Source organism: Amycolatopsis sp. NPDC003861 (assembly GCF_053605405.1).
Genome location: NZ_JBSGJD010000045.1, coordinates 1 through 25523 on the forward strand (window position 1 = coordinate 1; position 25523 = coordinate 25523).

At 72.2% G+C, this 25523-nt stretch carries 29 protein-coding genes; 17 read left to right on the plus strand and 12 right to left on the minus strand.

Going from position 1 to position 25523, the window contains the following annotated elements:
• Positions 1-114 precede the first annotated feature (114 nt).
• The 5 genes from ACWEVN_RS14315 to ACWEVN_RS14335 all read right to left on the minus strand — a co-directional run bounded on the left by ACWEVN_RS14315 (position 115) and on the right by ACWEVN_RS14335 (position 4610).
• Positions 115-711 carry a hypothetical protein gene (locus ACWEVN_RS14315; protein ID WP_310972680.1) on the minus strand — a complete coding sequence of 199 codons (597 nt, stop codon included), beginning with the start codon at positions 709-711 and terminating at the stop codon, positions 115-117.
• 112 nt (positions 712-823) lie between these two features.
• The gene (locus tag ACWEVN_RS14320; protein ID WP_452051505.1) at positions 824-1837 is read right to left on the minus strand and encodes an aminotransferase class V-fold PLP-dependent enzyme; all 1014 of its coding nucleotides are present in this window, start codon (positions 1835-1837) and stop codon (positions 824-826) included.
• A 32-nt stretch (positions 1838-1869) separates the two neighbouring features.
• A complete protein-coding gene (locus ACWEVN_RS14325) occupies positions 1870-2643 on the minus strand; it encodes an isocitrate lyase/PEP mutase family protein (protein WP_452051506.1) in 774 nt (257 codons plus the stop codon).
• A gap of 9 nt (positions 2644-2652) precedes the next feature.
• Positions 2653-4116 carry a PH domain-containing protein gene (locus ACWEVN_RS14330; RefSeq protein WP_452051507.1) on the minus strand — a complete coding sequence of 488 codons (1464 nt, stop codon included), beginning with the start codon at positions 4114-4116 and terminating at the stop codon, positions 2653-2655.
• Positions 4113-4610: a PH domain-containing protein gene (locus tag ACWEVN_RS14335; protein WP_449684999.1), complete on the minus strand. Its 498-nt coding sequence runs from the start codon at positions 4608-4610 to the stop codon at positions 4113-4115. Before ACWEVN_RS14335 ends, ACWEVN_RS14330 begins: the two co-directional genes overlap by 4 nt.
• Positions 4611-4703: 93 nt before the next feature.
• Between ACWEVN_RS14335 and ACWEVN_RS14340 the strand changes: the two genes are divergently transcribed.
• Positions 4704-5300, plus strand: a complete 597-nt coding sequence (locus ACWEVN_RS14340; protein WP_449684998.1) for a TetR/AcrR family transcriptional regulator — start codon at positions 4704-4706, stop codon at positions 5298-5300.
• A 137-nt stretch (positions 5301-5437) separates the two neighbouring features.
• Here the strand turns inward: ACWEVN_RS14340 and ACWEVN_RS14345 are convergent, their stop codons facing one another.
• A complete protein-coding gene (locus tag ACWEVN_RS14345; protein WP_452051508.1) occupies positions 5438-6097 on the minus strand; it encodes a GOLPH3/VPS74 family protein in 660 nt (219 codons plus the stop codon).
• Between the two features lie 160 nt (positions 6098-6257).
• Between ACWEVN_RS14345 and ACWEVN_RS14350 the strand changes: the two genes are divergently transcribed.
• A complete protein-coding gene (locus ACWEVN_RS14350) occupies positions 6258-7493 on the plus strand; it encodes a sensor histidine kinase (protein WP_452051509.1) in 1236 nt (411 codons plus the stop codon).
• Positions 7468-8118 (plus strand): response regulator, encoded by a 651-nt coding sequence (locus ACWEVN_RS14355; protein ID WP_449684995.1) that lies wholly within the window; start codon positions 7468-7470, stop codon positions 8116-8118. Before ACWEVN_RS14350 ends, ACWEVN_RS14355 begins: the two co-directional genes overlap by 26 nt.
• Here ACWEVN_RS14355 and ACWEVN_RS14360 read toward each other — a convergent pair.
• The 3 genes from ACWEVN_RS14360 to ACWEVN_RS14370 all read right to left on the minus strand — a co-directional run bounded on the left by ACWEVN_RS14360 (position 8115) and on the right by ACWEVN_RS14370 (position 9739).
• On the minus strand, positions 8115-8822 hold the full coding sequence (locus ACWEVN_RS14360) for a M50 family metallopeptidase (RefSeq protein ID WP_452051510.1): 708 nt from the start codon (positions 8820-8822) through the stop codon (positions 8115-8117). The two genes, ACWEVN_RS14355 and ACWEVN_RS14360, sit on opposite strands and share 4 nt — an antisense overlap.
• Positions 8823-8900: 78 nt before the next feature.
• Positions 8901-9272: a winged helix-turn-helix transcriptional regulator gene (locus ACWEVN_RS14365; RefSeq protein ID WP_452051511.1), complete on the minus strand. Its 372-nt coding sequence runs from the start codon at positions 9270-9272 to the stop codon at positions 8901-8903.
• A 41-nt stretch (positions 9273-9313) separates the two neighbouring features.
• A complete protein-coding gene (locus tag ACWEVN_RS14370) occupies positions 9314-9739 on the minus strand; it encodes an SRPBCC family protein (protein WP_452051512.1) in 426 nt (141 codons plus the stop codon).
• Between the two features lie 23 nt (positions 9740-9762).
• Here ACWEVN_RS14370 and ACWEVN_RS14375 point away from each other — a divergent pair, with 23 nt between their 5' ends.
• The 12 genes from ACWEVN_RS14375 (at position 9763) to ACWEVN_RS14430 (ending at position 20813) form a co-directional block, all read left to right on the plus strand.
• Positions 9763-10293: a TetR/AcrR family transcriptional regulator gene (locus ACWEVN_RS14375; protein WP_452051513.1), complete on the plus strand. Its 531-nt coding sequence runs from the start codon at positions 9763-9765 to the stop codon at positions 10291-10293.
• A 12-nt stretch (positions 10294-10305) separates the two neighbouring features.
• On the plus strand, positions 10306-12051 hold the full coding sequence (locus tag ACWEVN_RS14380; protein ID WP_452051514.1) for a CocE/NonD family hydrolase: 1746 nt from the start codon (positions 10306-10308) through the stop codon (positions 12049-12051).
• A gap of 65 nt (positions 12052-12116) precedes the next feature.
• Positions 12117-12515: a hypothetical protein gene (locus tag ACWEVN_RS14385; protein ID WP_310972549.1), complete on the plus strand. Its 399-nt coding sequence runs from the start codon at positions 12117-12119 to the stop codon at positions 12513-12515.
• The gene (locus tag ACWEVN_RS14390) at positions 12512-12700 is read left to right on the plus strand and encodes a hypothetical protein (protein WP_452051515.1); all 189 of its coding nucleotides are present in this window, start codon (positions 12512-12514) and stop codon (positions 12698-12700) included. Before ACWEVN_RS14385 ends, ACWEVN_RS14390 begins: the two co-directional genes overlap by 4 nt.
• 45 nt (positions 12701-12745) lie before the next feature.
• The gene (locus tag ACWEVN_RS14395) at positions 12746-13432 is read left to right on the plus strand and encodes a response regulator (protein WP_452051516.1); all 687 of its coding nucleotides are present in this window, start codon (positions 12746-12748) and stop codon (positions 13430-13432) included.
• Complete coding sequence (locus tag ACWEVN_RS14400; protein WP_452051517.1) at positions 13429-14787, plus strand: sensor histidine kinase; 1359 nt, start codon at positions 13429-13431, stop codon at positions 14785-14787. The genes ACWEVN_RS14395 and ACWEVN_RS14400 overlap by 4 nt, the downstream gene beginning before the upstream one ends.
• Positions 14788-15048: 261 nt before the next feature.
• Complete coding sequence (locus ACWEVN_RS14405) at positions 15049-15954, plus strand: LysR family transcriptional regulator (protein WP_449684987.1); 906 nt, start codon at positions 15049-15051, stop codon at positions 15952-15954.
• Positions 15955-16087: 133 nt separating this feature from the next.
• Positions 16088-17224, plus strand: coding sequence for a CaiB/BaiF CoA transferase family protein (locus tag ACWEVN_RS14410; protein WP_449684986.1), 1137 nt, complete (start codon positions 16088-16090; stop codon positions 17222-17224).
• 14 nt (positions 17225-17238) lie between these two features.
• The gene (locus tag ACWEVN_RS14415; RefSeq protein WP_452051518.1) at positions 17239-17982 is read left to right on the plus strand and encodes a crotonase/enoyl-CoA hydratase family protein; all 744 of its coding nucleotides are present in this window, start codon (positions 17239-17241) and stop codon (positions 17980-17982) included.
• A complete protein-coding gene (locus tag ACWEVN_RS14420; RefSeq protein ID WP_452051519.1) occupies positions 17979-18725 on the plus strand; it encodes an acetoacetate decarboxylase in 747 nt (248 codons plus the stop codon). Before ACWEVN_RS14415 ends, ACWEVN_RS14420 begins: the two co-directional genes overlap by 4 nt.
• Positions 18722-19615, plus strand: coding sequence for a 3-hydroxyacyl-CoA dehydrogenase NAD-binding domain-containing protein (locus ACWEVN_RS14425; protein ID WP_452051520.1), 894 nt, complete (start codon positions 18722-18724; stop codon positions 19613-19615). The genes ACWEVN_RS14420 and ACWEVN_RS14425 overlap by 4 nt, the downstream gene beginning before the upstream one ends.
• Position 19616: 1 nt before the next feature.
• Positions 19617-20813, plus strand: coding sequence for an acyl-CoA dehydrogenase family protein (locus ACWEVN_RS14430; RefSeq protein ID WP_452051521.1), 1197 nt, complete (start codon positions 19617-19619; stop codon positions 20811-20813).
• A 4-nt stretch (positions 20814-20817) separates the two neighbouring features.
• Here ACWEVN_RS14430 and ACWEVN_RS14435 read toward each other — a convergent pair whose 3' ends face one another.
• Together ACWEVN_RS14435 and ACWEVN_RS14440 are read right to left on the minus strand one after the other, a co-directional pair.
• Entirely contained in the window at positions 20818-22026 is a 1209-nt protein-coding gene (locus tag ACWEVN_RS14435) for an LCP family protein (protein WP_452051522.1), read from the minus strand.
• A gap of 210 nt (positions 22027-22236) precedes the next feature.
• Entirely contained in the window at positions 22237-22980 is a 744-nt protein-coding gene (locus ACWEVN_RS14440) for an SDR family NAD(P)-dependent oxidoreductase (RefSeq protein ID WP_449684980.1), read from the minus strand.
• Positions 22981-23019: 39 nt separating this feature from the next.
• On the opposite strand from ACWEVN_RS14440, the gene ACWEVN_RS14445 reads away from it, so the two are divergent.
• The gene (locus ACWEVN_RS14445) at positions 23020-24024 is read left to right on the plus strand and encodes an RNA polymerase subunit sigma-70 (RefSeq protein ID WP_452051523.1); all 1005 of its coding nucleotides are present in this window, start codon (positions 23020-23022) and stop codon (positions 24022-24024) included.
• 133 nt (positions 24025-24157) lie between these two features.
• Here the strand turns inward: ACWEVN_RS14445 and ACWEVN_RS14450 are convergent, their stop codons facing one another.
• On the minus strand, positions 24158-24421 hold the full coding sequence (locus tag ACWEVN_RS14450; RefSeq protein WP_310972536.1) for a WhiB family transcriptional regulator: 264 nt from the start codon (positions 24419-24421) through the stop codon (positions 24158-24160).
• Between the two features lie 518 nt (positions 24422-24939).
• On the opposite strand from ACWEVN_RS14450, the gene ACWEVN_RS14455 reads away from it, so the two are divergent.
• A complete protein-coding gene (locus ACWEVN_RS14455; protein ID WP_449684978.1) occupies positions 24940-25428 on the plus strand; it encodes an RNA polymerase sigma factor in 489 nt (162 codons plus the stop codon).
• Positions 25429-25523: the final 95 nt, after the last annotated feature.

Sequence of the window (25523 nt, forward strand, 5' to 3'; positions counted from 1 at the left end):
CTGACCGCCCCGCCCAAGCGCCCCAATGTGGCGTTCGGTGCGTCCAGCGCACCCAATGTGGCGTTCGGTGCGTTGGACGCAACCAACGCCACATTGGGGCGCTCGGGGCCTGGGTCAGGAGTGGAGGTCGGCCGACAGGCGGAGGGCGTCGTCGGCGATGCTCTCGATCAGTTTCTCGTCCTTGTGCTTGTCGTAGAAGTCGGCGAGCACGATCGTCGTGTTCGTGCCGTCGACCTTCGACGAGTACGCCGCGTCCTTGCCGCTCACGCTCGGGGTGCCGCTGCCGGCGAACGTCTTGTCCTTCACCAGGTCCGTGACGTTGCCGGTGCCGTCCCGCTCGGTCAGCGCCTTGAGCGCCTTCGCCTTCGACGAGTCCGGCATGCCCACCAGCGCCACCGACACCAGTGCCTTCGCGCCGCCCGACTCCGTCGTGTACAGCGCGCGCACCAGCGACTGGCACGGGCTGTCCTGGAAGAACGCCTTCGTATCGCCGTAGGACTTCTCGACGCAGTCCGTCGTCTTCGCCGGCCCCGCGACCAGCGTGAACTTGTACTGCCCGGTGTTCTGCGCCGGCGGCTGCGCGACCGGCTCGTCCGGCGCCGAGTCGTGCCGGATCAGGAACCACAGCAGCCCGGAGACGACGGCGATCGCGACCAGCCCGGCCCCCTTGAGCAGCAGGGACCGGGTGTCACGAGCCGGCGGGCCCGGCACGGGCGGGCGGGGCTGCGGGGGTACCGCGCCCAGCGGGGCCGTGTCGGACGGGCCTGGGGTGAAATGCGCACCAACCACGGGGCCATACGGTAGTTCACCGGCGTCCGGCGGTTCACTCGAACGCGCGTAAAACCCGTTCGACGTCGTCAAGCGTGTTGTAGAGGTGGAAGCCGACCCGCACCCGGCCGCCGCGGACGCTCGACACGATGCCCGCCTCGGCGACCCGCGCCGGGTCGGCGTCCAGCGACACGATCGCGGTCCGGCGCGGCGGCAGTCCGAGCTTCTCCAGCAGCGTGTCCGCGAGGCGGGCGTTGTGCGCCCGGACCTGGGCGAGGTCGAGGCCGGCGAAGTACTCCAGGGCCGCGGCCGAGCCGACCTGGGCCAGCCAGACCGGCGAGAGGTCGAACGCGCGGGCGTCGCCGGCCAGGCGCAGCGGGAGGCCGTAGACGGTGGCCCACGGGTCCTCCCCCGCGTACCAGTTCGCCGCGACCGCGCGGGTGCGCTCCTGCGCGTCCGGCCGCACCGCGAGCCACGCGGTGCCCCGCGGCGAGCAGAGCCACTTGTACCCGGCGCCCACCACCCAGTCCGCCCAGGCGACGTCCAGCGGCAGCCAGCCGACCGCCTGCGTCGCGTCCAGCAGCACCGCCGCCCCGGCGGCCTCGGCCGCGGCCCGCAGCGCCGCCAGGTCCACGATCCGGCCGTCGGCGGACTGGACCACGCTCACCGCGACGACGTCGTGGCCCTCGACCCGCTCCGGCAGCACGTCCAGGGGCACCTCGGTGACCGTGACGCCGGGGTTGACCGCGAAGGGGAACGTCACGCTGGTGAAGTCGCCTTCGGCGGCGAGCACCCGGGCGCCGGCGGGGAGCGCGGCGGCGACGTTGGCGACGAGCTGCGAGACCGACGCCCCGCTCGCGACGCGCTCCGGCTCGACGCCGAGCAGCCGCGCGAACCCGGCTCGCGAACGCGCCACGTACTGGTCGAACTCCCCGGGGCTGGTGGCGCCGGTCCGCCACCGTTCCACCGATTCGGCCACGGCCTCGGCCACCGGCGCGGGCGGGACGCCCACGCTGGGTGTGTTCAGGTATCCGGACGGGGCGGCGAAGTCGGTTCCGAAGGCGCGCATACCCCTCACGCTCGCAGATCCGGCCGGTCGGTTCACCAGGATTTCGGCAGCAGCGCCAGGACGTCGGCGTAGGACGGCGGGCTCAGCGGCAGGGCACGGCCGTCCCGCACGGCGAGCGCGGTTCCGGCCGCGGCGGCCAGCGCCACCCGGTACGGCAGCGACCCGAGGCTGATCCGCGCGACGCCCAGGTCGGCCAGCCCGGCCACGGTCACCTTCCCGGGCAGGAACAGCAGGTTGAGCGGCAGGCCGACGGCGACGATCCGCTCGACGTCCCCCGGCTCGGCGAGGCCGGGCACGAAGACGCCGTCCGCACCCGCCGCCGCGTACGCCCGCACCCGCCGCTCGGCCTCGGCGAGCGAGCGGTCGCCGGCCCAGTGCGTGTCCGTCCGGGCGTTGACGAACAGGCCCGGCACGCGCTCCTTGACCGCGGTGACCAGGGCGCACTGGACGTCGACCGGGGCGAGCGAGCCGTCGGCCCGGCCGTCTTCGAGGTTGACGCCGGCCACGCCCGCGTCCGCCAGCTCGGCCGCGAGGTCGGCGACCGCGGCCGGGTCCGCACTGAAGCCGTCGGCGAGGTCGACGCTGACCAGCGCGTCCAGCCGGGTCAGGCGGGTGGCGAGGGCGACGGTCGCGGCGCGCGTCGAGGGTGCGCCGTCCGGCTCCCCCGCCGCCGCGGAGACGCCGAGGCTGGTGGTGCCCAGAGCGCGGAAGCCCTGCGCGGCGAGGAAGGCACCGACGCCGAACTCCCACGCGTTCGGCAGCAGCAGCGGGGCACCGGGGACGTGCAGGGCACGGAATTCGTCCATGCCCCGAACCTAGGTCCGTGACGCTTCGGCGGGCGCCGAACTCTCGAGGAACGGCGTCAGCACTCCCGGCACGGCGTCCGCCGCGAACTCCAGGCCTTCGCCCGCGCCGGCGTCGAGGATCGAGTAGGCGCCCGAGCCCGCCGCGGTGGTCGCGGTGAACGTCGCGAGCCCGCGGCGGCGCTGGAACACGGACTGCTTGACCGTCCAGCCGATGACGCCGTCCCGGGTCAGGACGGCCGTGCTGCGCCGGACCGCGCCCGCGCGCGTCACCAGGTAGCGGCCGCGCAGGCCGTGCCCGAGGCCGCGGTAGGCGTCCAAGGCGAGCAGGACGGCCACCGGCAGCGCGACGACGGCGAGGGCGACGCCGAGCACGAGCAGGACGTCGGTGAGCAGCGCCCCGAGGAGCAGCAGGACGAGCACCGGCGTGAGCGCGGTGAGCAGGGCCCAGCGCAGCCGCCGTCCGCGGGCCGCGAGCGGGTGCGGGACGAGCTCGACGGCGTCGACGCGGTCGCCCAGCACGCGCGCCGCGACCCGGTGCGCGTCGGCTCTCGGTGCGGCGGGCAGGAGCGTCTTGGACTCGGTCTTGTCGTCGTCCCGTTCCATCCCGGTGGCGATGGCGTCGACGCGGGCGGCGCCGGCCAGCCGGGCACCGAGCGGCTCGACCAGTTCGACCCCGCGCAGGCGTCGTTCCTCGACGGTGATCGTCCGGGTGGTGAACAGCCCGCGGCGGACGCGCAGGGTGCCGCCGGGTTCGCGGTCCAGCCGGTAGTGCCACCACATTTCGGTGAACAGGCCCACCGCCCCGATCACGCCGACGACCATCGCGAGAACCAGCAGGAGCAGGATGCTGACGGCGAGCGGCAGGTCGCCGAAGAGGTCGAGGAGCCAGCGGAGGAGGCCGCCGCCGGCCCCGAACCAGTCGGCGACCTTGAAGAGGGACCCGAACGCGGCCAGCCCGAGCGTCGGGGCGACGAAGGAGACCGGGGCGTAACGGATCCAGCGTGGGTCAAGTGTCGCGAGTGGACCGTCTTGAGTGGACGGTGCGCGGTGCAGGAGTTCGGTGCGCAGCGCTTCGGCGTCCGCTTTGGCGAGCGGCGAGAGGGTGATCCGCTCCTGCCGGCCGGTGCCGATGGAGAGGGTCGCGACGCCGAACGCGCGGTGCAGCGGGCCGGCGGTCAGGTCGGCGGTGCGGATCCGCTCGCGCGGCAGGGATTTGCGGGTGTGGACGGCGAACCGGAACTCGATTTCGAGGCGTTCGGCGGTGCAGCGGAAGCGGGTGTAGCGCCAGCGGACGTACTCGAGTAGCACGCCCCCGCCGACCAGGAGCGCGGCGGCCGGGAGGAGCCAAAGGGACCGGGTGCCGATGGCGACGGGCGTCCCGGCGGAGATGGCGACGCCGGCCATGAGGACGGCGGTGACGCCGAGGGTGCGCCGGTCGAGACGACGCCAGCCGGCTTCGTGCTCGCCGCTCATGTCGCGTCCCCCGGCGTGGCGTCCGTGCGTTCCGTCAGCCGCTCCGCCACGTCGGCCGCGACCTGCGCGTCCAGCCCGCGAAGCCGGACCGCCCCGCGCGCCGAAGCCGTCGTCACCGTGACCGTCGCGAGGCCGAAGCGCTGCTGGAGCGGGCCGCGCAGCGTGTCCACTGTCTGCACCCGCGACAGCGGCGCCACCCGCCACTCCTGCCACAGGAACCCCGAGCGCACGTACACGGCCGTGCCGGTCACCTCCCAGCGGTGCAGGCCGAACCACCACCGCGGCAGGACCGCGCACCACGCCACCCCCAGCACGGCGACCACCGCCGCCGGCGCCAGCAGCCAGAACGCGGCCGGCGGGATCAGCAGGCCGAGGACCGCGAGCACGAGCACGACCGGCCCGAACGTCAGCGCCCCCTGCGTACGCCACCAGGCGATCGCGCGGCGGTCGAGTGCGTGACGCGGTGGCCGCAGCCGTAGTTTTCCGGTCTCCACCGGACACCCCCCGGGATTGTTTTACAATGCGACCGCATCGTAACGGCGGAGCCCGCGTTTTCGCAATGCGATCGCATGACAACGGGAGCGGACGTGCCGAAACAGGTGGACCACGAGCAGCGCCGGGTGCAGATCGCCGAGGCGCTGCAACGGCTGACCACGCGCGCCGGCCTGGAGGGCGTCAGCCTGCGCCAGGTCGCCGCCGAGGCCGGCCTGTCGATGGGCTCGGTGCAGCACTACTTCAAGACCAAGGACGAAATGCTGCGCTACGCCCTCGAGCACCGGCACAAGCTCCGCAGCGAGCGGATCACCGCGAAGGTGCTGGCCGAAGGCCCGCCGACCCCGCGCTCGATCCTGCGCGCGTGCCTGGTCGAGATCCTCCCGCGCGACCCCGACAGCGAAGCCGACTTCCTCATCGGCGTCGCCTACTTCATCCGCGCGGTCGCGGACCCGGCGATGGCCAAGGCCTTCGGCGAAGGCATGCCGGAACTCATGGACTTCTTCGCCGGCCAGGTCCGCGAAGCCCAGCAGGCAGGCGACGTCCCGGCGTCGGCCGACCCCGCGACCGAGGCCGCCCTGCTCTGGGCGATCGCGGACTCCCAGGGCTCGGAAATCCTGATGGGCCACCGCACCCCGGCCGAAGCGATCTCCACAGTGGACTACTACCTCGACCGCCTCTTCACCCCCTGACCGCGTCGACCCTCTGATCACGCGTGTCGACTCCTCAATCACGCGTGTCGACCCTTCGAGCACGAACGACGTGTGCGGGAAAGGTCGACGCGCGTGATCCCGGGGTCGACACGCGTGATCGAAGGGTCGACACGGCATCAGCCGCCGCCCCCTCCGCCGCCGGAAGCCGCGGAGATCGCGGCCGTGCGGGCGGCCCGGACTTCGCGGATCACCTTGCGCAGGGCCGGGACCGCGGCCCCGGCCTGCTCCTCCAGGCGGGCCAGCCGGTCGCGGTGACGCCGGCGCTCGCCCCGCGGCAGCACCGCGCCCAGTTCGACCGCCGCGGCCAGTGACGTCAGGGCCGCGATGTCCCCGGACACCGGCGCGTCACTCCGCAACGCCGCCCGCACCGAGTCGCGGAGCGCGGCCGCCGAGGCCGGCTCGCGGACCACCGGACGCCGGCGCGGGAACAACCCCAGGATCCGGGACGTCCGCAGCGAAATCACCCCCGCCGCGTCGAGCTGGGCCTCCAGGGACCGCAACGTCTCGCGCGCCCCGCGGCGGACCCGGGCGCGCCACCTCCGGTGCGGGTCGGCGGCGAGCTCGGCGAGCAGGTCGTCGAGCACCAGGTGCCCGGTGCCGCCGGGGTCCGAGACCACCGGACGGCCGCCGTCGTCGGTGATCCGGCCGCGCAGCACCAGGTCCGTCAACGCCGCCGCGCGCACCAGCAGCGCCACGCGCTCGCGGTCCGGCAGCCGGTCGCGGGCGGTGTCGCAGGCCAGCAGGTACGCCCGGGCCGGCAAGGACAGCTCGCTCATCCCCGTTTCCCTCCCTCGTCGTCGGACCCCAGTCCACCGCACCGGGCCACGCGGGCGAAACCGGACGACGGCGGTGATCGCGACGACGAACGGGGGGACCCGGGCGCAACCAAAGTTGCACGCCCGGGCGGCCGCCCGGAACAGCGGTTACCGTGACCGCGTGACCACCGCCCGGAGGCCGCTGTGGCCGAGCCGCTCCGACGGCTGCTGGCTGATCTTCGCGGCCCTCGTCTTCGCCGGGATGAACACACTGCTCTACGTCCTCGGCGACCGGACGACCGGCGCGTGGGGCCCGGCCGCCGGGCTGGTCCTGCAGATCGCCTGCGACCTCACGCTGATCCTGCTGTTCCGGTTCCCCGGCCCGGTCTGCGCGTTCGTCATCGCGGCGGCGGTCGCGATGCTCGCGGCCGACACCTTCGCGCCCGGCCTGCTCGTGCCGCCGCACCCGCTCGCCCTGACGACCGTCCCGACGATCACCTCGGTGATCCTGTCCCAGGCGGCCCGGGTGCTGGACAAGCGAACCGTGCTGTGGGTGGCCGGCATCCTGGCCGTGATCGCCGCGCGGCCGTGGACGCCGAGCTGGGCGACGACACCGTTCGGCCTGCTCAGCACCGCGCTGCCGGCGCTCGCCTCGCTGTACTTCGAAGCCCGCAAGCAGCTGCTCCAGTCCCTGCGCGACCGGGCGGAACGCGCCGAGCGCGAACAGCACCTGCTCGCCGAGCAGGCCCGGGCCGCGGAACGGCGGCGGCTCGCGGGCGAGATGCACGACGTCGTCACCCACCGGCTCAGCCTGATGGTGCTGCACGCCGGCGCGCTCGGCGTGACGTCGGCCGACCCGGCCGCGCGGGCGGCGGCCGAGGACATCCGCCGCGAAGGCGCGCTGGCCCTGGACGAACTGCGCGACCTGGTCGGCGTTCTGCGCAACGGCGCCGAGACCGGGCCGCGGACGCTCAGCCCGGAGGAACCCGGCGACCCGGCGCGGCTGGTCGAGGAGTCCCGGTCGGTCGGGGTGGCGACGGACCTGGTGGTGGACGGCGACCCGGCGCAGGTGTCGCCGACCGTCGCGCGCACCGCGTACCGGCTGGTGCAGGAGGCGCTGACGAACGTGCGCAAGCACGCGCCGGGCGCGTCGGCGGCGGTGTCCCTGCGCTACCACCCGGGTGGCCTGGACGTCTCGGTCGACAGCACGGCGGCGCGGCAGCCACCCGACCCGGCGCTGGCGGACAGCGGGTCCGGCGCGGGGCTGGCCGGCCTGCGGCAGCGCGTCGAACTGGTCGGCGGGCGGTTCGACGCGGGCCCGCGGCCCGGCGGCGGGTTCCGGGTCGGTGCGATACTGCCCGCCTACGTCCCGACGGCGGAAGGCACGCACTGTGATCCCGGTGCTCGTGGTCGATGACGAGCCGATGGTCTGCGCGCACCTGCGCGCGATCCTCGGCTCGGCCGACGACATCGAGGTGGTCGCCCAGGCCGCCGACGGCGCCGAGGCCGTCGAAGCCGTGGTCCGGCACCGGCCGCGCGTGGTGCTGATGGACCTGCGGATGCCGGGCGTGGACGGCCTGACCGCGATCGCCCGCATCACGGCCATGCCGGATCCGCCGGCGGTGGTGGCCCTGACGACGTTCGACGCGGACACGTACGTGATCCGCGCCCTGCGCGCGGGCGCGGCGGGCTTCCTGGTGAAGTCGACGCCCCCGGAGGACCTGATCGGCCTGGTCCGCGTGGCGGCGGACGGCCACACGGTGCTCTCGCCCTCGGCCGCGCGCCGCCTGGTGGCGCTGTCGTCGGACAGCCGCGAACGCGGCGAAGACGCACGACGCCGGACGGCGGGACTCACCGAGCGGGAGCGAGACGTACTGGCCTGCCTGGGTTCCGGACTGTCCAATGCGGACATAGCGGCCCGGCTGCACCTGGCCGAGGCGACGGTGAAGAGCTACGTCTCCCGGATGCTGGTGAAGCTGGACTGCGCGAACCGCACCCAGGCGGGGTTGCTCGCCCACGAGGCGGGGTTGGTGGCCCGCTAGGGGAACAGCAGCGGTGCGGCGTGCCAGATCGCCCAGCCGTTGAGCAGGAACCACCCGCCGATCCACAGCGGCGACGGCATCTTGGTGCGCCTGGCCAGTGCGGCGGCGTCGTCCTTCTGGGTCTTGTACCCGTTCTGCTGCCGGTTGACGACCAGGATCCGCACGCCGTCGAGCTCGCTGGTCAGCAGCAGCCAGGCTTCGGTGTACGCGACGGCGATGCGCAGCCAGCCCGGGGCGTAGCGCAGGGCCGAGTACACGACCGCCCCCACCGCGACGATCACGACGAGGGTCCGCAGGTCCCGGGTGAACAGCAGGACGAACACCAGCGCGACGAGGGTCAGCACGAGCACGGCCGCCACGCGACCCTGGTGCAGCAGGACGGCGGCCCCCAGCCCGGCCAGTGGCGGCATCGCGTACCCGGCGGCGGTGGCCAGCACGTCGCCGAGCGCCGAGTCGTGCTTCTGCCGGGTGTAGCCGCCTCCCGGGCTCGTGATGGCGACGCGGGAGACGGCCCCGCCGACCAGCAGGCTCACCATCGCGTGGCCGCCTTCGTGGAACAGGGTGCCCAGGACGTTGGCGGTGCGCAGCAGGCTCCGCCGTCCGCTGGGCGGCGTGACGACCGAGGTCAGCGACACCGCGAAGGCGAACAACGCGGTGAGGGCAACGACTCCCCAGCCCGGTGCCGGGACGGTCTCGTTGAGCACGGCGACAGTGTCCCTGCGGACGGGGCCGCGGAACCCGTCCCGAGGCGGATTGTCCAGGAGCTGTCCACTGGACGGTGACTATGCGGACGCGGGCGTGTGCTCCGCGTCGTAGGCGTCCCGGGCTTCCTGGACCGAGGCCATGTGCCGGCGGGCCCAGCGGTCCAGCATGTCCAGCGGCTCCGACAGGTTGCGCCCCAGTGCCGTCAGCTCGTATTCGACCTTGGGCGGGATCGTCGGGTACGCCGTGCGGGTGAGGATGCCGTCGCGGACCAGGCTGCGCAGCGTCTGCGTCAGCACCTTCTGGGAGATTCCGTCCACACGGCGGCCGAGCTCGGTGAAGCGGAGCGGTCCACCCGAGAGGGCGCCGACGATGAGGACCGTCCACTGGTCGCCGATGCGGTCGAGCAGCTGGCGGGTCGGGCAATTGCGGTCGTACGGATCGGGACCCACGGGCGCGCCTCCTCGCTCTCCCGGAGAGAGTAACACGCCGATCAGGCAGTGGCGCGCGCCAAGCCCGTGGCCACCCGCTTGATGAAGGAGCCGAGGAACCACCGGTAGAACCAGCCGGTGCCGGGGACCTTCGGTGTGAACGTCGAGTGCCAGTGGATGTCCGTGCCGCCGTCACGCGGGGCGAGATCGACGTAGGCGACGTAATCCCGCAGCGGCAAACCGTCTTCCAGCGCGTAGCCGAACCGGCGGCCGGGTTCCAGCGCGACGATCTTCTCGTACGAGCTGACGCCGTTGGTCTTGAACAACCGGACCGCGCCGAGCCCCTCCGGCTCGCCCTCGCCCTCGCGGACCAGCTCGAACGACCCCAGCGGCGACCACGTCGGCCAGCTCGCGCCGTCCCTCAGCAAGGCGTACACGGTGTCGGCCGGCGCGGACGTCCGGGCGCGCACCGAAATGCGTTGTACCATTTGGTACGTGTACCATCTGGTACATGATCGACGCAAGCCCGCGGGCGAAGCTCCTCGCCGCGGCGATCGACCACATCGCCCACCACGGCGGCGCCGACCGGAGCCTGCGGGCGCTGGCCGCGGACCTCGGCACCAGCCACCGCATGCTCATCTACCACTTCGGCTCGAAGGAAGGCCTGCTCACGGCGGTGGCACGGGAGGTGGAGGCCCGCCAGCGCGCCGCCCTCGCCGGCCTCGACCCGGCGGAGTTCTGGCGCCGGCTCACCGACGACGACCTGCGCGCCAACGAGAAGCTGTTCTTCCAGCTCTACGGCCAGGCCCTCGGCGGCACCCCGGGCACGGCGGAGTTCCTCGACGGCGTGATCGACGACTGGCTCGGCCCGATCGAAGCCCGGCTCGCCCAGCTCGGCGTCCCGGAGGCCGACCGGCCCGCCCACGCCCGGCTCGGGCTCGCCGTGGCTCGCGGGCTGCTGCTCGACCTCGTCACGACCGGCGACCGCGAAGCCGTCGACGCCGCGATGGAAACGTTCCTGGCCCGGTACGAAAAACCGTGATCTCCTGGCTGGATGCGACTGATCCTGGGGTTCTTGGCCGCTTCGCTCGCGACAACGGGGCTCGCGGCCCCGGCCGCCGCCGCGGAAAGCCGACCGGCCTACTCCTACGCGGACGCGATCCGCGAGACGGTGTGGGTGGAGACCGGCACCGACCATGACCACGACGGCAAGCCCGACCGCGTCGCCGCCGACGTCATCCGGCCGGACACGCGCGGGCGCGTCCCGGCGATCCTCGACGTCAGCCCGTACTACGCGTGCTGCGGCCGCGGCAACGAACTGCAGAAGAAGACGTACGCGCCGGACGGCACGCCGCGGCAGTTCCCGCTGTTCCTGGACAACTACTTCGTGCCGCGCGGGTACGCCGTCGTGCTCGCCGACGTCGGCGGGACGAACCGGTCGTCCGGCTGCTTCGACGACGTCGGCTCCTGCAACGCGGTCGTGAACTGGCTGGGCGGCCGGGCGAAGGCGTTCGACGCCCCGGACGGCGGCCGTCCGGTGCCGGCCGATTGGTCCACCGGGAACGTCGGCGCGATCGGCAAGTCGCAGGACGGCGCCACCGCGATCGGGATGGCCGCCTCGGGCGTCGCCGGGCTGAAGACGATCGTGCCGATCGAAGGCGTCGCGGACAACTACGCCCAGCTCATCGCGAACGGCGCTCCCCTGGCCACGCCGGAGAACACCGGTTCGTCCTTCACCTACAACGAGCGCGCCGCCGAGCTGTGCAAGCCGTTCGAGGCGGACCTCAAGGCCCGCGCGGGCACCAACGGCGACTACAACGCCTACTGGCAGAGCGTGCACTACGTCCCGCGCGCCGGGCAGGCGAGCGTGCTCATCGCCCAGGGCTTCGGGGACTGGGTCGTCGCGCCGAACCAGTTCGCCCGCTACTGGGACGCGCTCGGCCGCGCCGGCGTCCCGCGCAAGGCGTGGCTGAGCCAGGCCGGCCACACCGACCCCTTCGACCTGCAGCGGGCGCGCTGGGTCGAGACGCTGCACCGCTGGTTCGACCGCTGGCTGCTCGGGCGGCCCAACGGCGTCGAGCGCGAGCCCGCCGTGCACCTGGAGACCGCGCCGGACCGGTGGACCGACGTCCGGAGCTGGCCGCCCGCCACGCTTCCGGCGACGCTGCGCCCGTCGGCCGGCGGGACGCTGGGGCCGACCGGGGCCGGCACGGCGAGCGTCGTCGACGACCCCGCCGTCACGCGCGAGCAGTGGGCGGCCGGGGTGTCGGCCGCGAAGTTCACCGGCCCGGCCCTGCCCGTGCCGGTGCGGATCGCCGGGTCGCCGTCGGTGACGATCACGGCGTCGTCGGACAAGACCGCCGCCCGGCTCGGGGTCGCGCTCGTCGACTACGGGCCGGCCGGCCTGCGCGACACCGCTGAGTACGGCAGCGGGATCAAGAACCTGGCCACGCGGTCGTGCTGGGGCTCGAGCACCGACGGCGACAGCGCGTGCTTCCTCGATACCGTCGCCGACGTCGTGCGCGTCGACCACCGGATCGTCGCCGCCGGCTGGGCCGACCTCGGGCACCACGCGTCGCTGCGGCACGGCGAACCGCTGGTCCCCGGGCGGCCCTACACGATGACGTTCGGCCTCACCGCGCTCGACCACGTCGTCCCGGCGGGGCACCGGCTCGGGCTGCTCCTCGGCGGCACCGACGGGCTGCTGTTCGACCCGGCGCTGCCGGACTTCGGCGACACGCTGACGTTCGACCTCGCGCGGACGTCGGTCACCCTCGGCCTTACAAAGCCCGAACACTAGGCGGACGCCCTTCGTACACGCCCCGGCCAGAGTTCTCCTCGTACCCCCGATCACGAGGAGAAACGATGCGAGGAACCACCTGGACGCGGCTGGCGCTGGCGGGCGGGGCGAGCGCGGTCTGCCTGCTGGTGGCGGCGCCGCTGGCTTCGGCCGAGACACCGACGCCGGTGGCACCGATCACGCTCAGTCCCGAGGAGTCGCAGCAGGTCTGCTCGGACTGGGTGCCGAAGCTGCAGAAGCGGGCCGACAACCTGAAGAAGCGGATCAACGGCGGCGCCGAGGTCAAGGGCTCGGTCGCCAACCTCAAGGCGCGCGCGGCCGACCAGCGGGCCGCCGGGCACACCGCCCGCGCCGACCAGCTGGACCAGCGCGCCACCAAGCGGCAGGGCCGCGTCGGTGAGCTGGACGCGGCCAAGCAGAAGCTCGACGCGTTCGCGTCCGCGCACTGCAAGCCGGCCAAGTGAGGGGCGCGAGGGTCGCGGCGGCGGTCGGGGCCGCCGCGCTCATCGCGCTCGGCTGCTCGGCGTGCCGCGACAACCTGATTGGCTCCCCGGACTCCGGGAGCGCGCCGGCGTCGTCCGAGCTGAGCGGGATCGAGTCGACCCTGAACGGCATCGAATCCGACATGAACAGCGATGGCTCGCCCTGACCGGCTAGCGTCTCCCCTCTGAACACGGCGGAGACGGGAGCAGGCATGGGGTCACCGGGACGCGGCCTCGTCCTCGTGGTCGAGGACGAGGCCGCGATCGCCGAACTGGCGGCGCTCTACCTCAAGCGGGACGGCTTCGGCGTGCACGTCGAGGCCGACGGCGGCCGCGCGCTGGACGCCGTCCGGCGGCTCAAACCGGTGGCCATCGTGCTCGACATCGGACTGTCCGGAATGGACGGCATCGAGGTCTGCAAGGCGTTGCGCGCGGCCGGGGACTGGACGCCGGTGCTGTTCGTCACCGCCCGCGACGACGAGCTCGACCGGCTGCTGGGCCTGGAGATCGGCGCCGACGACTACCTCACCAAGCCGTTCAGCCCGCGCGAGCTGGCGGCCCGGGTCCGGACGGTGCTGCGGCGGGCCTCCGGGGCGACACCGGTCGCCTCGGTGCTGGCCGTCGGCGGGGCCCGGGTGGACCTCACCAGCCGCCGCGCCTGGGCGGGGGACACCGAGGTCGTCCTGACGTCCACGGAGTTCGACCTGCTGACGCACCTGCTCCGGCACCCGGGGCAGGTGCTTTCGCGCGACCAGCTGCTGAGCGCCGTCTGGGGGTACGCCGCGGCGGCGGGGACACGCACGGTGGACGTCCACGTGGCGCAGCTGCGGGCGAAACTCGGCGCGTCGAGTCCGATCCGGACGGTCCGCGGCATCGGGTACGCGGCGGATCCGGCATGAAGTTCCGGGGGTCGCTGGCCGGGCGGATCACGCTGGTGTGCCTGGCCGTCGCCGGGGTGGCGGTGATCGTGGCGGGGCTGGTCGCGTCCCGGCTGATCCGGACCACGGCGGACAACGTGCTGCAGTCGACGTTGGCCGCGCAGGCCGACGTCGTCGCGTCACAACTGGACGAAACGGGCATCGGCAACCGGCTGGGGGTCGGCAAGGTGGCCGACGTCGTGCGGGGGCAGGGCATTTCGGTGGTGGTCCGCCGGGCGGGCGGGCAGGCGCTCGGGGACGCCGTCGCGGTCCAGGCCGCCGTCAAGGCCGGTCTGGGTGCGGACAAGTCGCAGCGCGTCACCGTGGCCGGGTCGCAGTACCTGGTCGAGGCGCGGGTGGTCGGGTCGCGGGGGGCGGCGTTCGCGCTGGTCCTGCCCACGCGCAACGCCCAGGCGACGCAACGGGCGCTGGTGCGCAACATCCTGCTGGCGCTGGGCATCGGCCTGGCGGTGGCGGCGGTGGCGGGGTTCGTCTCCGGGCGGCTGCTGGGCCGTCCGCTGCGCCGGGCGGCGCTGGCCGCGGGCTCGCTGCGGGCGGGCCGGCGGGACGTGCGCGTGCCGGTGCAGGGGCCACGTGAGGTGGCGGAGGTGGCCGGGTCGCTCAATGCGCTGGCCGACGCGCTGGCGGTGAGCGAGGCGCGGCAGCGGGAGTTCCTGCTGTCGGTGTCGCACGAGCTCCGGACGCCGCTGACGGCGGTGACGGGCTTCGCCGAGGCGATCGCGGACGGCGTCGCTTCGGGCCCCGACGCGGTACGCGCGGGCGAGACGATCCAGCGGGAGGCGGCGCGGCTTTCGCGGCTGGTCGAGGACCTGCTGGAGCTGGCCCGGCTGGGCGCGGACGAGTTCCGGCTGGACCTGGCTTCGCTGGACCTGGCGTCGTTGGTGCGTGACTGCGCCGAGGTGTGGCAACTGCGGTGCCTGGCCCAGGACGTGCGGCTGGCTGTCTCGGTGCCGTCTGCTCCGGTGCCGGTGCTGGCGGACGCCCGCCGTCTCCGCCAGGTCGTCGACGGGCTGGCCGAGAACGCCCTGCGCGTCACCCCCGCCGGCGCCCCGATGGTGTTCTGGCTCACCTCCGACGGGAACTCGGCGTCCCTCTCGGTCCGCGACGGCGGCCCGGGCCTGGCCCCGGAGGACTACCCGGTGGCGTTCGAGCGAGGCGTCCTGAACGCGAAGTACCGCGACCGCCGCCCGGTCGGCTCCGGCATCGGCCTGGCCCTGGTCCACGCCCTGGTCACCCGCATGGGCGGAACCATGACCGCCGGCCCCGCCCCCGAAGGCGGCGCCGCCTTCACCCTCACCCTCCCCCTCGCCCCGTGACCGTGTCGACCTCCAATCACGCGAGATCGCTCCCCAATCACGCGAGATCGCTCCCCAATCACGCGAGATGCGCGCCGGATCACACGAGTCGTTCATCCAGGTACGCGAGCTCGCCGGTCCGGTACGCGGGACTCGCGTGATTGAGGGCGCAACTCGCGTGATCGAGGGCGCAACTCGCGTGATTGAGGGCGTAACTCGCGTGATTGAGGGCGTAACTCGCGTGATTGGAGGGTCAACACGGGTGAGCCGTAGGGTCGGGGGATGGAGATGCTGCACCTGCGCTACTTCGTTGCGGTGGCCGAGGAACTGAACTTCTCCGCGGCCGCGCGGAAGCTGCACATGGCCGCGTCGCCTCTCAGCCAGCGGATCAAGGATCTCGAGCACGAGCTGGGGCGGCAGCTTTTCGACCGCAGCACGCACCACGTCACCCTCACCGAGGCCGGGGCCGCGTTGTTGCCGCTCGCGCGGGACGTCCTCGAGCAGGTGAGTGCGATTCCGTGGAAGCTGGAAGAAGCCGTCCGGCCGCAGCGCAGCACGCTCTTCCTCGGGATGCCCGCCGGGGTGCACCCCGATCTGCGGGAACGCGTCAACGCCCTCGCCGAGCGGGTCCGGGAGAAATACGAGCTCAAGCGGTGGCCCGGCACGACCGCCGACCTCGTCCAGGGCGTGCACGACGGCAAGCTGGCCCTCACCCTCGCCCGGCTGCCGGTCACCGATCCCGCGCTGGAACAGCTGCCCGTGATGACCGAACGGCTCGGCGCCGTCGTCCCGGCCGACCTGTTCGCCGGCCGGGAGTCCGTCAGCCTGGCCGAGCTCACCGAATTCCCGTACGTCGCCTCACCAGGCGAAATCGTTCCCGCCTATTTCGACCAGCTCGATCACCAATTGAACGAACTCGGCGTCAAGAAACGCATCCGGCTGACCAACACCGGTTACGGCGGGACGTCGGAAATCATCTCCAGCGGTGAAGCCTTTTCCATTTCCATGCTCGACGCCAAGTCCCCGATGCACGGCTACCGGCTCGACAACGTCATCGTGCTGCCCTTCACGGATTTCCGCCCCCAGCTGGACACCGGCCTGCTCTGGCGGCGCGACCGCACCGACGGCGACCTGCGGGACCTCGTCGACACCGCGAAAGAGATCTTCGCCGAACCGCTCACCAGCTGAAACAGCGCCCACCGAGAATGGTATGACCACCAGAGTCATACCATTGTTCGCATCATGATCATTCCCTTTTCCGCCGGACGCGCCTACGTTCGTAAGTAGAGCGAAGCAGCAAGGCGCGAAAGGACGGAAACACATGACGACCGGACCACTGGACGGCGTGCGCGTGATCGACCTCTCGACCGTGGTGATGGGCCCGTACGCGGCCCAGATCCTCGGCGACCTGGGCGCCGACGTGATCAAGATCGAGTCCCCCGCGGACACCGTGCGGGTGGGCGAGTACCGCACCACGCCCGGCATGACCGCGCTGAACCTCAACGTCAACCGCAACAAGCGCAGCGTGGCCCTCAACCTCAAGGACGAGACCGAACGCGCGCGGGCCCTCGAGCTGATCGACACCGCCGATGTGCTGATCACCAACATGCGCCCCGGCGCGCTGAGCCGCCTCGGCCTGAACTACGCCGACGTCGCCGAGCGCAACCCGCGCCTGGTGTACGCCCACGCGCAGGGCTTCCGCAGCGACTCCCCCCAGGCCGGCAACGCCGCCTACGACGAGACCGTGCAGGCCTCGTCCGGCCTGGTCGACGTGGCCAACCGGGCCCTGGGCGAGCCGGTCTACCTGCCGACGATCATCGGCGACAAGGTGTCGTCGCTGACCATCGCCTACAGCGTGCTCGCCGCGCTCGTCCACCGCGACAAGACCGGCCAGGGCCAGCAGATCGAGATCCCGATGACCGACACGCTGATCGCGTTCAACCTGGTCGAGCACCTCGCCGGGCACACCTTCGAACCGGCCGAAAGCCCCACCGGGTTCGCGCTGTCGATGACGAAGGGGCACGCCGCGGTCCGCACCAAGGACGGCCTCGCCTGCGTCATCCCCTACAACCCGCAGAACTTCCGCGACTTCTTCGCCGCGGCCGAGCGCCCCGACCTCGCCCAGGACCCGCGCGTGAACGGCGACGCCATCAACCGCGCCGACAACGAGTGGCTGACCGAACAGATCGCCGCGTGCGCCCCGGCGCTGACCACCGAGGAGTGGGCCGAGGTCTGCGCGAAGCACAGCATCCCGATGGCGCCGGTGCTGGAGCTGGACCGGGCCCACGAGGACCCGTACGTCCGCGACGGCCACCTGCTGGACACCGTCGAGCACCCGAGCGAGGGCACCATCCGCACGGTCGGCATCCCGGTGAAGTTCTCCGCGACGCCCGGCTCGATCCGCCGCCTGGCCCCGCTGGCCGGCCAGGACACCGCCGAAGTCCTCGCGGAACTCTGAAAGAAGCAAGAGTCATGAGTGAAGTACGCACCGAACGGATCGGCAGCACCCTGCTGATCACGATCGACCGGTCCCAGGCCCGCAACGCGGTCAACGCCGCCGTCGCGACCCGGCTGGCCGCCGCCCTCGACGACCTCGAGAGCGACCCCACGCTCCGGGCCGGCGTCCTCACCGGCGCCGACGGCACGTTCAGCGCGGGCATGGACCTCAAGGCCGCACTCAAGGGCGAGTCCCCGGAGATCCCCGGCCGCGGGTTCGGCGGCCTGACCGAAGCCGAGCTGACCAAGCCGCTGATCGCCGCCGTCGAAGGGTTCGCCATGGGCGGCGGGTTCGAACTCGCCCTCGGCTGTGACCTCATCGTCGCCGCCGAAGACGCCGAGTTCGGCCTGCCCGAGGTCAAGCGCGGCCTGATCGCCGCGGGCGGCGGCGTGGTCCGGCTGCCCCAGCGGATCCCGCACCACCTGGCGATGGAGTTCCTGCTCACCGGCGAGCCCGTCACCGGCCGCCGCGCCGGCGAACTCGGCCTGGTCAACCGGGTGACCGCGCCCGGTGACGCCGCCGCCGTCGCCGTCGGCCTGGCCGAGAAGCTGGCGGAGAACGCGCCCCTCGCGCTCGCCGCCGTCAAGAAGATCGTGCGCGCCGCGGACCCCAAGGCCGCGGAACGCGAAGAGATCAAGACCCTGATGCAGTCCAAGGACGTCCGCGAGGGCATGACCGCCTTCGCCGAGCGCCGCGCTCCGAAGTGGACAGGCGAATGAAGATCGAAGAAGTACGGCAGCACGTGACGACCCCGCTGACCGCCCCGGCGTTCGCGCCCGTCGTCCCGCGGTTCACGAACCGCGAGTACCTCAACATCGTCTACCGCACCGACGCCGACGCCCTGCGCGCGGTCGTCCCGGAGCCCCTGCGGATCGAGGAACCGCTGGTGCGCTTCGAGGTCATGAAGATGGGCGACGTCTCCGGCTACGGCCCGTACACCGAGTCCGGCCAGGCGATCGAGGTCAGCTTCGACGGCGAGCGCGGCGAGTACCTGCACGCGATGTACCTCGACAACTTCCCGGCCACCGCGTCCGGGCGCGAGGTCAGCGCGTACCCGAAGACGGTCGGGTCGCCGAACCTCTATGTCGACAACGGCGTCCTCGTGGGCACGTTGGACTACGGGACGCTGCGGGTGGCCACCGCGACCATGGGCTACAAGCACCACGAACTGGACGCCCGCGAGGCCGAACGCCAGATCACCGTGCCGACGTTCATGCTCAAGACCATCCCCGGGTACGACGGCGCCCCGCGCGTCCAGGAACTGGTCCGCACCGAGATCACCGACGTCGTGGTCAAGGAGGCCTACACCGCGCCCGCCCGGCTCCAGCTGTTCCAGCACGTCCTGGCCCCGCTGGCCGACCTGCCGGTGCTCGAGGTCGTCTCCGCGAGCCACATCCTCACCGACCTGACGCTCGCCCCGGTCAAGCCGGTCTTCGACTACTTGAAGGGAGCCCAGGCATGAAGAACGCCGCAGTCATCGGCGCCGGCACGATCGGCCTGTCCTGGACGGCGCTGTTCGCCCACCACGGCCTGACCGTCCGGGTCACCGACCCCCGCCCCGACCTCGCCGAGGCCGTCGAAAATGCGCTGGCCCAGTTCGCCCCGCACCTCGGCACGACCGCCGACGCGCTGGCGAGCCGCGTGCAGCTCGCCGCCGACGTCACCGAAGCCGTGCGGGACGCGGATGTCGTGCAGGAGAACGGCCCGGAGAACGTCGAGTTCAAAAAGGACCTCTTCAAGCAGCTCGTCGAAGAGGCGCCGAAGCACGCGCTGCTGCTCAGCTCGTCGAGCGCCATCCCCTCGACGGCGTTCACCGGCGAAATCGACGGCAGCCGGGTCCTCATCGGACACCCGTTCAACCCGCCGCACCTGATCCCGCTGGTCGAGGTCGTCCCCGGCGAGCGCACCAGCGACGAAGCCGTGCGGCAGGCCGTCGACTTCTACACCTTCCTCGGCCGCACCCCGGTCGTGGAGCGCAAGGAGATCCCCGGGTTCGTCGGCAACCGGCTGCAGAACGCGCTCAGCCGCGAGGCGATCTACCTCGTCGAGCAGGGCGTCGTCACGCCCGAGGACCTCGACAAGGTGATGACGAATTCGCTCGGCATCCGCTGGGCCACGGTCGGGCCGTTCCTCGGCTCGCACCTCGGCGGCTACCGGCACATGGCCGAGCACATCGGCAAGTCCATGAAGCAGATGTGGGCCGGGCTGGGCAACCCCAGCCAGAGCCCCGAAGAGCAGGAACGGCTCATCGAAGCCGTCGAAAAGGCTTACGGCTCCTCCACGTACTCGGAACTCGCCGAGACGCGCGACCGCAAGCAGCTCGCCGTCCTGACCGCAGTGGAGGAGAACTGAAATGACCATGGAAGCACTCGAAGGCCAGCTGACCGCCGACTTCTACAACTACGAGACGCTGCTGAGCGACGAGGAGCGCAAGCTGCTGGTCCAGGCTCGCGACTTCATGCGCACCGACGTCAAGCCGCTGGTGAACGAGAACTGGGAGGCCGGCACCTTCCCGAAGGAACTCATCGGGATGTTCCGCGAGAGCGGTCTCGCGGGCCTGCCCTACGAGGGCTACGGCGAGCACAAGCCGGCGGTCAGCCACCTGCTCACCGGCATGATGGCGATGGAGATGAGCCGCACGGACGCTTCGGTGGCCACGTTCTTCGGTGTCCACAACGGACTCGCGATGTACTCGATCCACTCCGGCGGCAGCCAGGAGCAGCGCGACCGCTGGCTCCCCGAGATGGCCGCGATGGACAAGATCGGCGCGTTCGCGATGACCGAGCCGCTCGGTGGTTCGGACGTCGCCGGCGGCATGCGCACCACGGCCAAGCGGGACGGTGACACCTGGGTCCTCAACGGCGCCAAGAAGTGGATCGGCAACGCGACTTTCGCCGACTACGTCGTGGTGTGGGCGCGGGACCTCGACGACAACAACGTCAAGGGCTTCGTCGTCGAGAAGGGCACGCCGGGGTTCGTGGCGAAGAAGATCCAGGGCAAGACCGCCTTCCGGATCGTCGAAAACGCCGAGATCACCCTGACCGACGTGCGGGTGCCGGAGGAGAACCGCCTGCAGGGCATCAACTCCTTCCGCGACGTCGCCGAGATCCTGCGCGCCACCCGCGGCGGCGTGGCCTGGCAGGCGCTGGGCGTGATGGTCGGCGCCTACGAGCTCGCGCTGGACTACGCCAAGGAGCGCCAGCAGTTCGGCCGGCCGATCGCCCGCTTCCAGCTGGTGCAGGACCTGCTCGTGAAGAGCCTCGGCAACATCACCGCCTCCTGGGGCATGCTGGTGCAGCTGGCCCGCCTGCAGGACGCGGGGATCTTCCAGGACGAGCACTCGTCGCTGGCGAAGGCGTTCGTCACCGCGCGGATGCGCGAGGTCGTCGCCTGGAGCCGGGAGATCTTCGGCGGCAACGGGATCGTGCTCGAGTACGACGTCGCGCGGTTCTTCGCCGACGCCGAGGCGATCTACTCCTTCGAGGGCACGCGCGAGATGAACACCCTGATCGTCGGCAAGGCGATCACCGGGCAGAGCGCCTTCGTGTGAGGCCTCAGTTCACGCAGCCGGCGGCCGCACTGGTCGCCGGCTGCTTCGTGTCCGACGAAGGAGCCGGGGCCTTGGTCCCGGTGGCGGCGACCGGCTTCACGCCTCCGGTCGTGTCGTCGCCCGAGGCCTGCACCGCCGCGGTGCTGATCGCCGTCCGGACGAACTGCTGGACCTGCGCGGGGTCGACCTTGACCGCGTCACCGTCGTACGGCGTCGCCAGCGACAGGCTCTGCACCGGGATGGTGGCGAACGCGATCGCGCCCGAGGTCATCCCCCGCAGCTGCTGCGCGAAGCTCAGGATGTCCCAGCCCCGGTCCAGCACCACCGAGCCCTGCACCGCGCTGACCAGCGAGCTCAGCTTCGACGGGTCGGTGAACGTGCCGGCGCTGAGCACCTTCTTCGCCATCCCGGACAGGAACGCCTGCTGCCGCGCGATGCGGTCGAGGTCGCCGTTGAGCAGCCCGTGGCGCTGCCGGACGAAGGCGAGCGCCTGCGCGCCGGACAGCGTCTGCGTCCCGGCCGGGAAGTCCGCGCCGGAGTAGCTGTCGTGCACCGGCGCCTTGAGGCAGACGTCGACGCCGCCGACGGCCTGCGACAGCGCGTCGAAGCCCGCGAGGTTGATCGCCGCGTAGTGGTTGATGGTCAGCCCGGTGAACTTCTCGACCGTCTGGATCGCCGTCTTCGCGCCCGCTTCGTTCGCCGCCACCTCCAGCTGGGCGCCGGAGAGGCCCTGGGCGCGCAAACCGGACATCGAGGCGTTCTTGCCGCGGCTGTAGGCCGAGTTGATCTTGTGCTTGCCGGAGCCGCCCGCGATGTCCACATAGGAATCGCGCGGGATCGAGATGGCGGTGGCCGCGGCGCCGCCCGCCGGGATGTGGACGACGATCATCGTGTCGGTGGTGTCGCCGCCGTCGTCGCCGCCACCGGCGTGGAGCGCGTCGAGCACGTTCTGCGGCAACGGGTTGCCATACGCGTCGGTGCGGGCGTCGATCCCGACGAGCAGGATGTTCTGGGCGACCGCCAGCGGCTCGCCGGGCGGGGTGTCCTCGGTGTCGAGCTGCGCGGCCGGCGGGATGACGTCGGCGGTGACGATGCCGGAGTCCAGGGAACTCAACTGCGTCCACAGGTAGCCGGTGGCGCCGAGCACGACCGTCGAGACAACGCCGAGCGCGACCCGGCCGCCGATGCGGCGCCCCCGCGACGACAACAGCACGGCTTTCCCCTTGCTTCCCTCTGGCGACTTCCCCTCCTTCGAGGATCACCGCGTTAGCTGGGAATCAGCTGAGAAAGTTGTCGGAAAGCTGTGACGCTGCCCGATCGGCCGAGCGGATTCGGGCCTCTCGGCCGGTTTTGCGACGCACGATGAGGAAGCGTGCACACGCATGCGCTGTGGCACCGGCCACAGTGGTCCCCGGTTATCGCGTCACCGCGGCAACTTGCGCCAGATCGCGCGCGGCAGAAGGCGCATCAGGAAGAAGACCGGACGGAGCATTCCGGGCACCCAGACGACCCCGCGGCCCCGCCGCAGCGCCGCGACGGTCGCTTCGGCCACCTGGTCCGGGGTGCTGGAGAACGGCGCCGGCGTCATGCCTTCGGTCATCCGGCCGATCACGAAGCCGGGCCGCACGAGGAGCAGGTGAACGCCCGAGCCGTGCAGGGCGTCGGCGAGTCCGCTCGCGAAGCCGTCGAGACCGGCCTTGGCCGAGCCGTAGACGTAGTTCGCGCGGCGCACCCGCACCCCGGCGACCGACGAGAACACGACGAGCCGGCCGTGCCCCTGCGCGCGCAGCAGGTTCGCGGCGTGGGTCAGCACGCCGACCTGGGCGACGTAGTCGGTGTGCACGATCGCGGCGGCGTGCGTGGCGTCCTGTTCGGCGCGCGCTTGGTCGCCCAGGATGCCGAAGGCGAGCACGACGGTTTCGAGCGGCCCGTGCCCGGCCGCCACCTTGTCGAGGAACGGGCCGTGCGCGGCGAGGTCGTCGGCGTCGAACTCGGCCGTATCCACCGTCTCGGCGCCGGCCTCGCGCAGCGCGGCGACCTCCGCGGTCAGGTCCGCACCCGGCCGCGCGGCCAGCACGAACCGCCGGGCGTCCCCGCTGACCAGGCGTTTCGCCACGGCCAGTCCGATTTCGCTGCGGCCGCCGAGCACCAATACCGTTCCGCTCATGGCAGCAGTTTCCCAGCCGGGGTGCGCTAGCGTTCTCGGGTGGGTCAGGACTTCGAGACGCTCGTCGAACGGCACCGCCGGGAAATCCAGGTGCACTGCTACCGGATGCTCGGCTCCCTGGCCGACGCCGAAGACCTCACGCAGGAGACGTTCCTGCGCGCCTGGAAGGCCCGCGACGGATTCGAGGGCCGGGCGAGCGTGCGCACCTGGCTCTACCGGATCGCGACGAACGCCTGCCTCGACGTCCTCGCCCGCCGTCCGCGGCGGGTGCTGCCCGATCAGCTCGGCCCGGCCGGGGAGCCGGACGGCCCGATCGCGGCCGCCGACCTGCCGTGGCTCGAGCCGTACCCGGACCGGCTGCTCGACGGCGCGGGCCCGGACGACGCCGTCGTCGACCGGGAGACCATCGAGCTGGCTTACCTCGCCGCCGTCCAGTACCTGCCGCCGCGGCAGCGGGCGGCTTTGATCCTGCGGGACGTGCTCGGCTGGTCGGCGAAGGAGACGGCGGCGTCACTGGAAACGAGCGTGGCGTCGGCGAACAGCGCGCTCCAGCGAGCCCGGGCGACGCTGCGTGAACGACTGCCCCCGCGGCGTACAGAGTGGACGGTCGGCGACCCGACCGCCGAGGAAGCGGCACTGCTGAAGCGGTTCATCGCCGCGTACGAAGCCGGTGACGTGTCGGCGGTGGCCCGGCTGCTGCACGAAGACGCCCAGGCGATCATGCCGCCGTACTCGTTGTGGTTCGGCAACCGCGCCTCGATCGTCCGGGCGCTCTCGTTCTCGCTGGACCCGGCGTCGCCGGACTGCGTGGGGCGGTTCCGGATGCGGCCGGTGCGGGCCAACCGCCAGCCCGCGGTGGCGACCTACCTGAAACGCCCGGAAGAGCACGATTACCGGTGGTTCGGGGTCACCTTGTTCACCGTGGAGGCCGGGTCGATCACGGCGATGGCCGCGTTCGAGTCGGCCACGGCGGCGGCGTGGGGCCTGCCGGAGACGTGGCGCGACGACCGCGGACCGGCGGGAATGATGCAAAGCGACGCATAGATATCGCGCGTAAAAAGCCCGGGTGGGTGATTCACGGGGAATCACCCACCCGGGCGCGCACACGGCCGGAATCGGATTTCTTCCGGATTCGGTGTGGTGCTCGAGGCCGCCGGGAGAGGTCACCGGGCGGCGGTCAGGCCACTCGGTGCCGCTCAGGCGCGGTGCGCACCAGCCGGCGGCGTTCGTCCGCGGTGGTGCCGCCGAAGACGCCGTGGTCAAGGCCGTTGTCGAGCGCGTAGCCGAGGCATTCGGCGCGCACGGGGCAGCGCGCGCACACGGCCTTCGCCTGCGCCGTCTGCCGGGCGCCGGGGCCGACCTCGGAGATCGGGAAGAACAGTTCCGGGTCCTCGTCCTTGCAGGCCGCGAGTTCCGCCCAGCCCGTCATCGTGGCTTCCATTTCCTTCGTTCACCTCCTTCTCTTACTGCTTCCCATTGTTGGGGCGCGTCAACCGACTTAACTTCAGCGGACGCGCGAGCGTATCCGCCTGAGTCAAGGAGGTTTTGGCTTCGGTTCCCGGCTCACCCTCCGGGCAACCAAGACTGCAACACATGAGAGTACGCCCTTCTTCCCGGGATCTCGATGTCGATCACGTCACCCGATCGGCGAACTCCGCACGCCGTCAGGCGACTGCGGGCCGGCCGCCGCCGGTCCGCTTCTGCGTTGTCCGGTAGGGGTTTCCGGCCCGGCGTGATCGAAACGCGGCGATGGGCGATCGCGGTGCCCGCTGTCCGGAATCCGCCGTTCGCGGACCCGGGGGGTCGCCGGGCGCCGAGGGCGGCCGCGAGCGTTCGTCACCACCCGTCACCGAGGCAACGCGGTCCATTACTCCTACCGGGGAGTCTTGATCGAATCGTTACACGTAGCGGGCGACTCACTGCACCTGTCCTTGTGAGGGCGAGGGGTGGTGGGGTCAGGTGTGCGGTCACGACGAGTTCGACGCGTTCTTCCGCGCCGACTTCCCGGCCCTCGTGGCGTTCCTCTGCAAGGCCGGGTTCGAGGTCGAGACCGCGCGCGACGTCGCCGCCGAGGCGATGCTGCACGCGCTGGAGGCGTGGCCGACCGCCGAAGACCCGCGGGCCTGGGTGCGCCGGGTCGCGGGGCGGCTGATCGAGGCCCCGGGCGACGCGCGGGCGGACTGGACCCTGGCCGGCGACCCGCGGGACGACGAGGAGCTCGCGGGGCTGGTCGAGCAGCACACGGGGCTGATCGACCTGCTCGCCGCCCTCCCGGGCAAGCAGCGGATGGTCCTGGCGTGGTCGCTCGACGGGTTCACGCCGTCGCAGATCGCGGACGCGCTCCGGATCGCCCCGGCGACCGTCCGGTCCACCCTCCGCCACGTGCGGGAACGCCTCAGGCGAGTCCGGGCCGCCCGGCCCGGCGACCAGCGGGACAGGGAAAGGTGAGGGAAATGCCGGCAACCGAGTACGGGGATCGGGCGATCACCGAGCAGCTCCGGGAGTCCAACGCCGCCCTGCACGACTCGCTGCGCGCCGGGCTC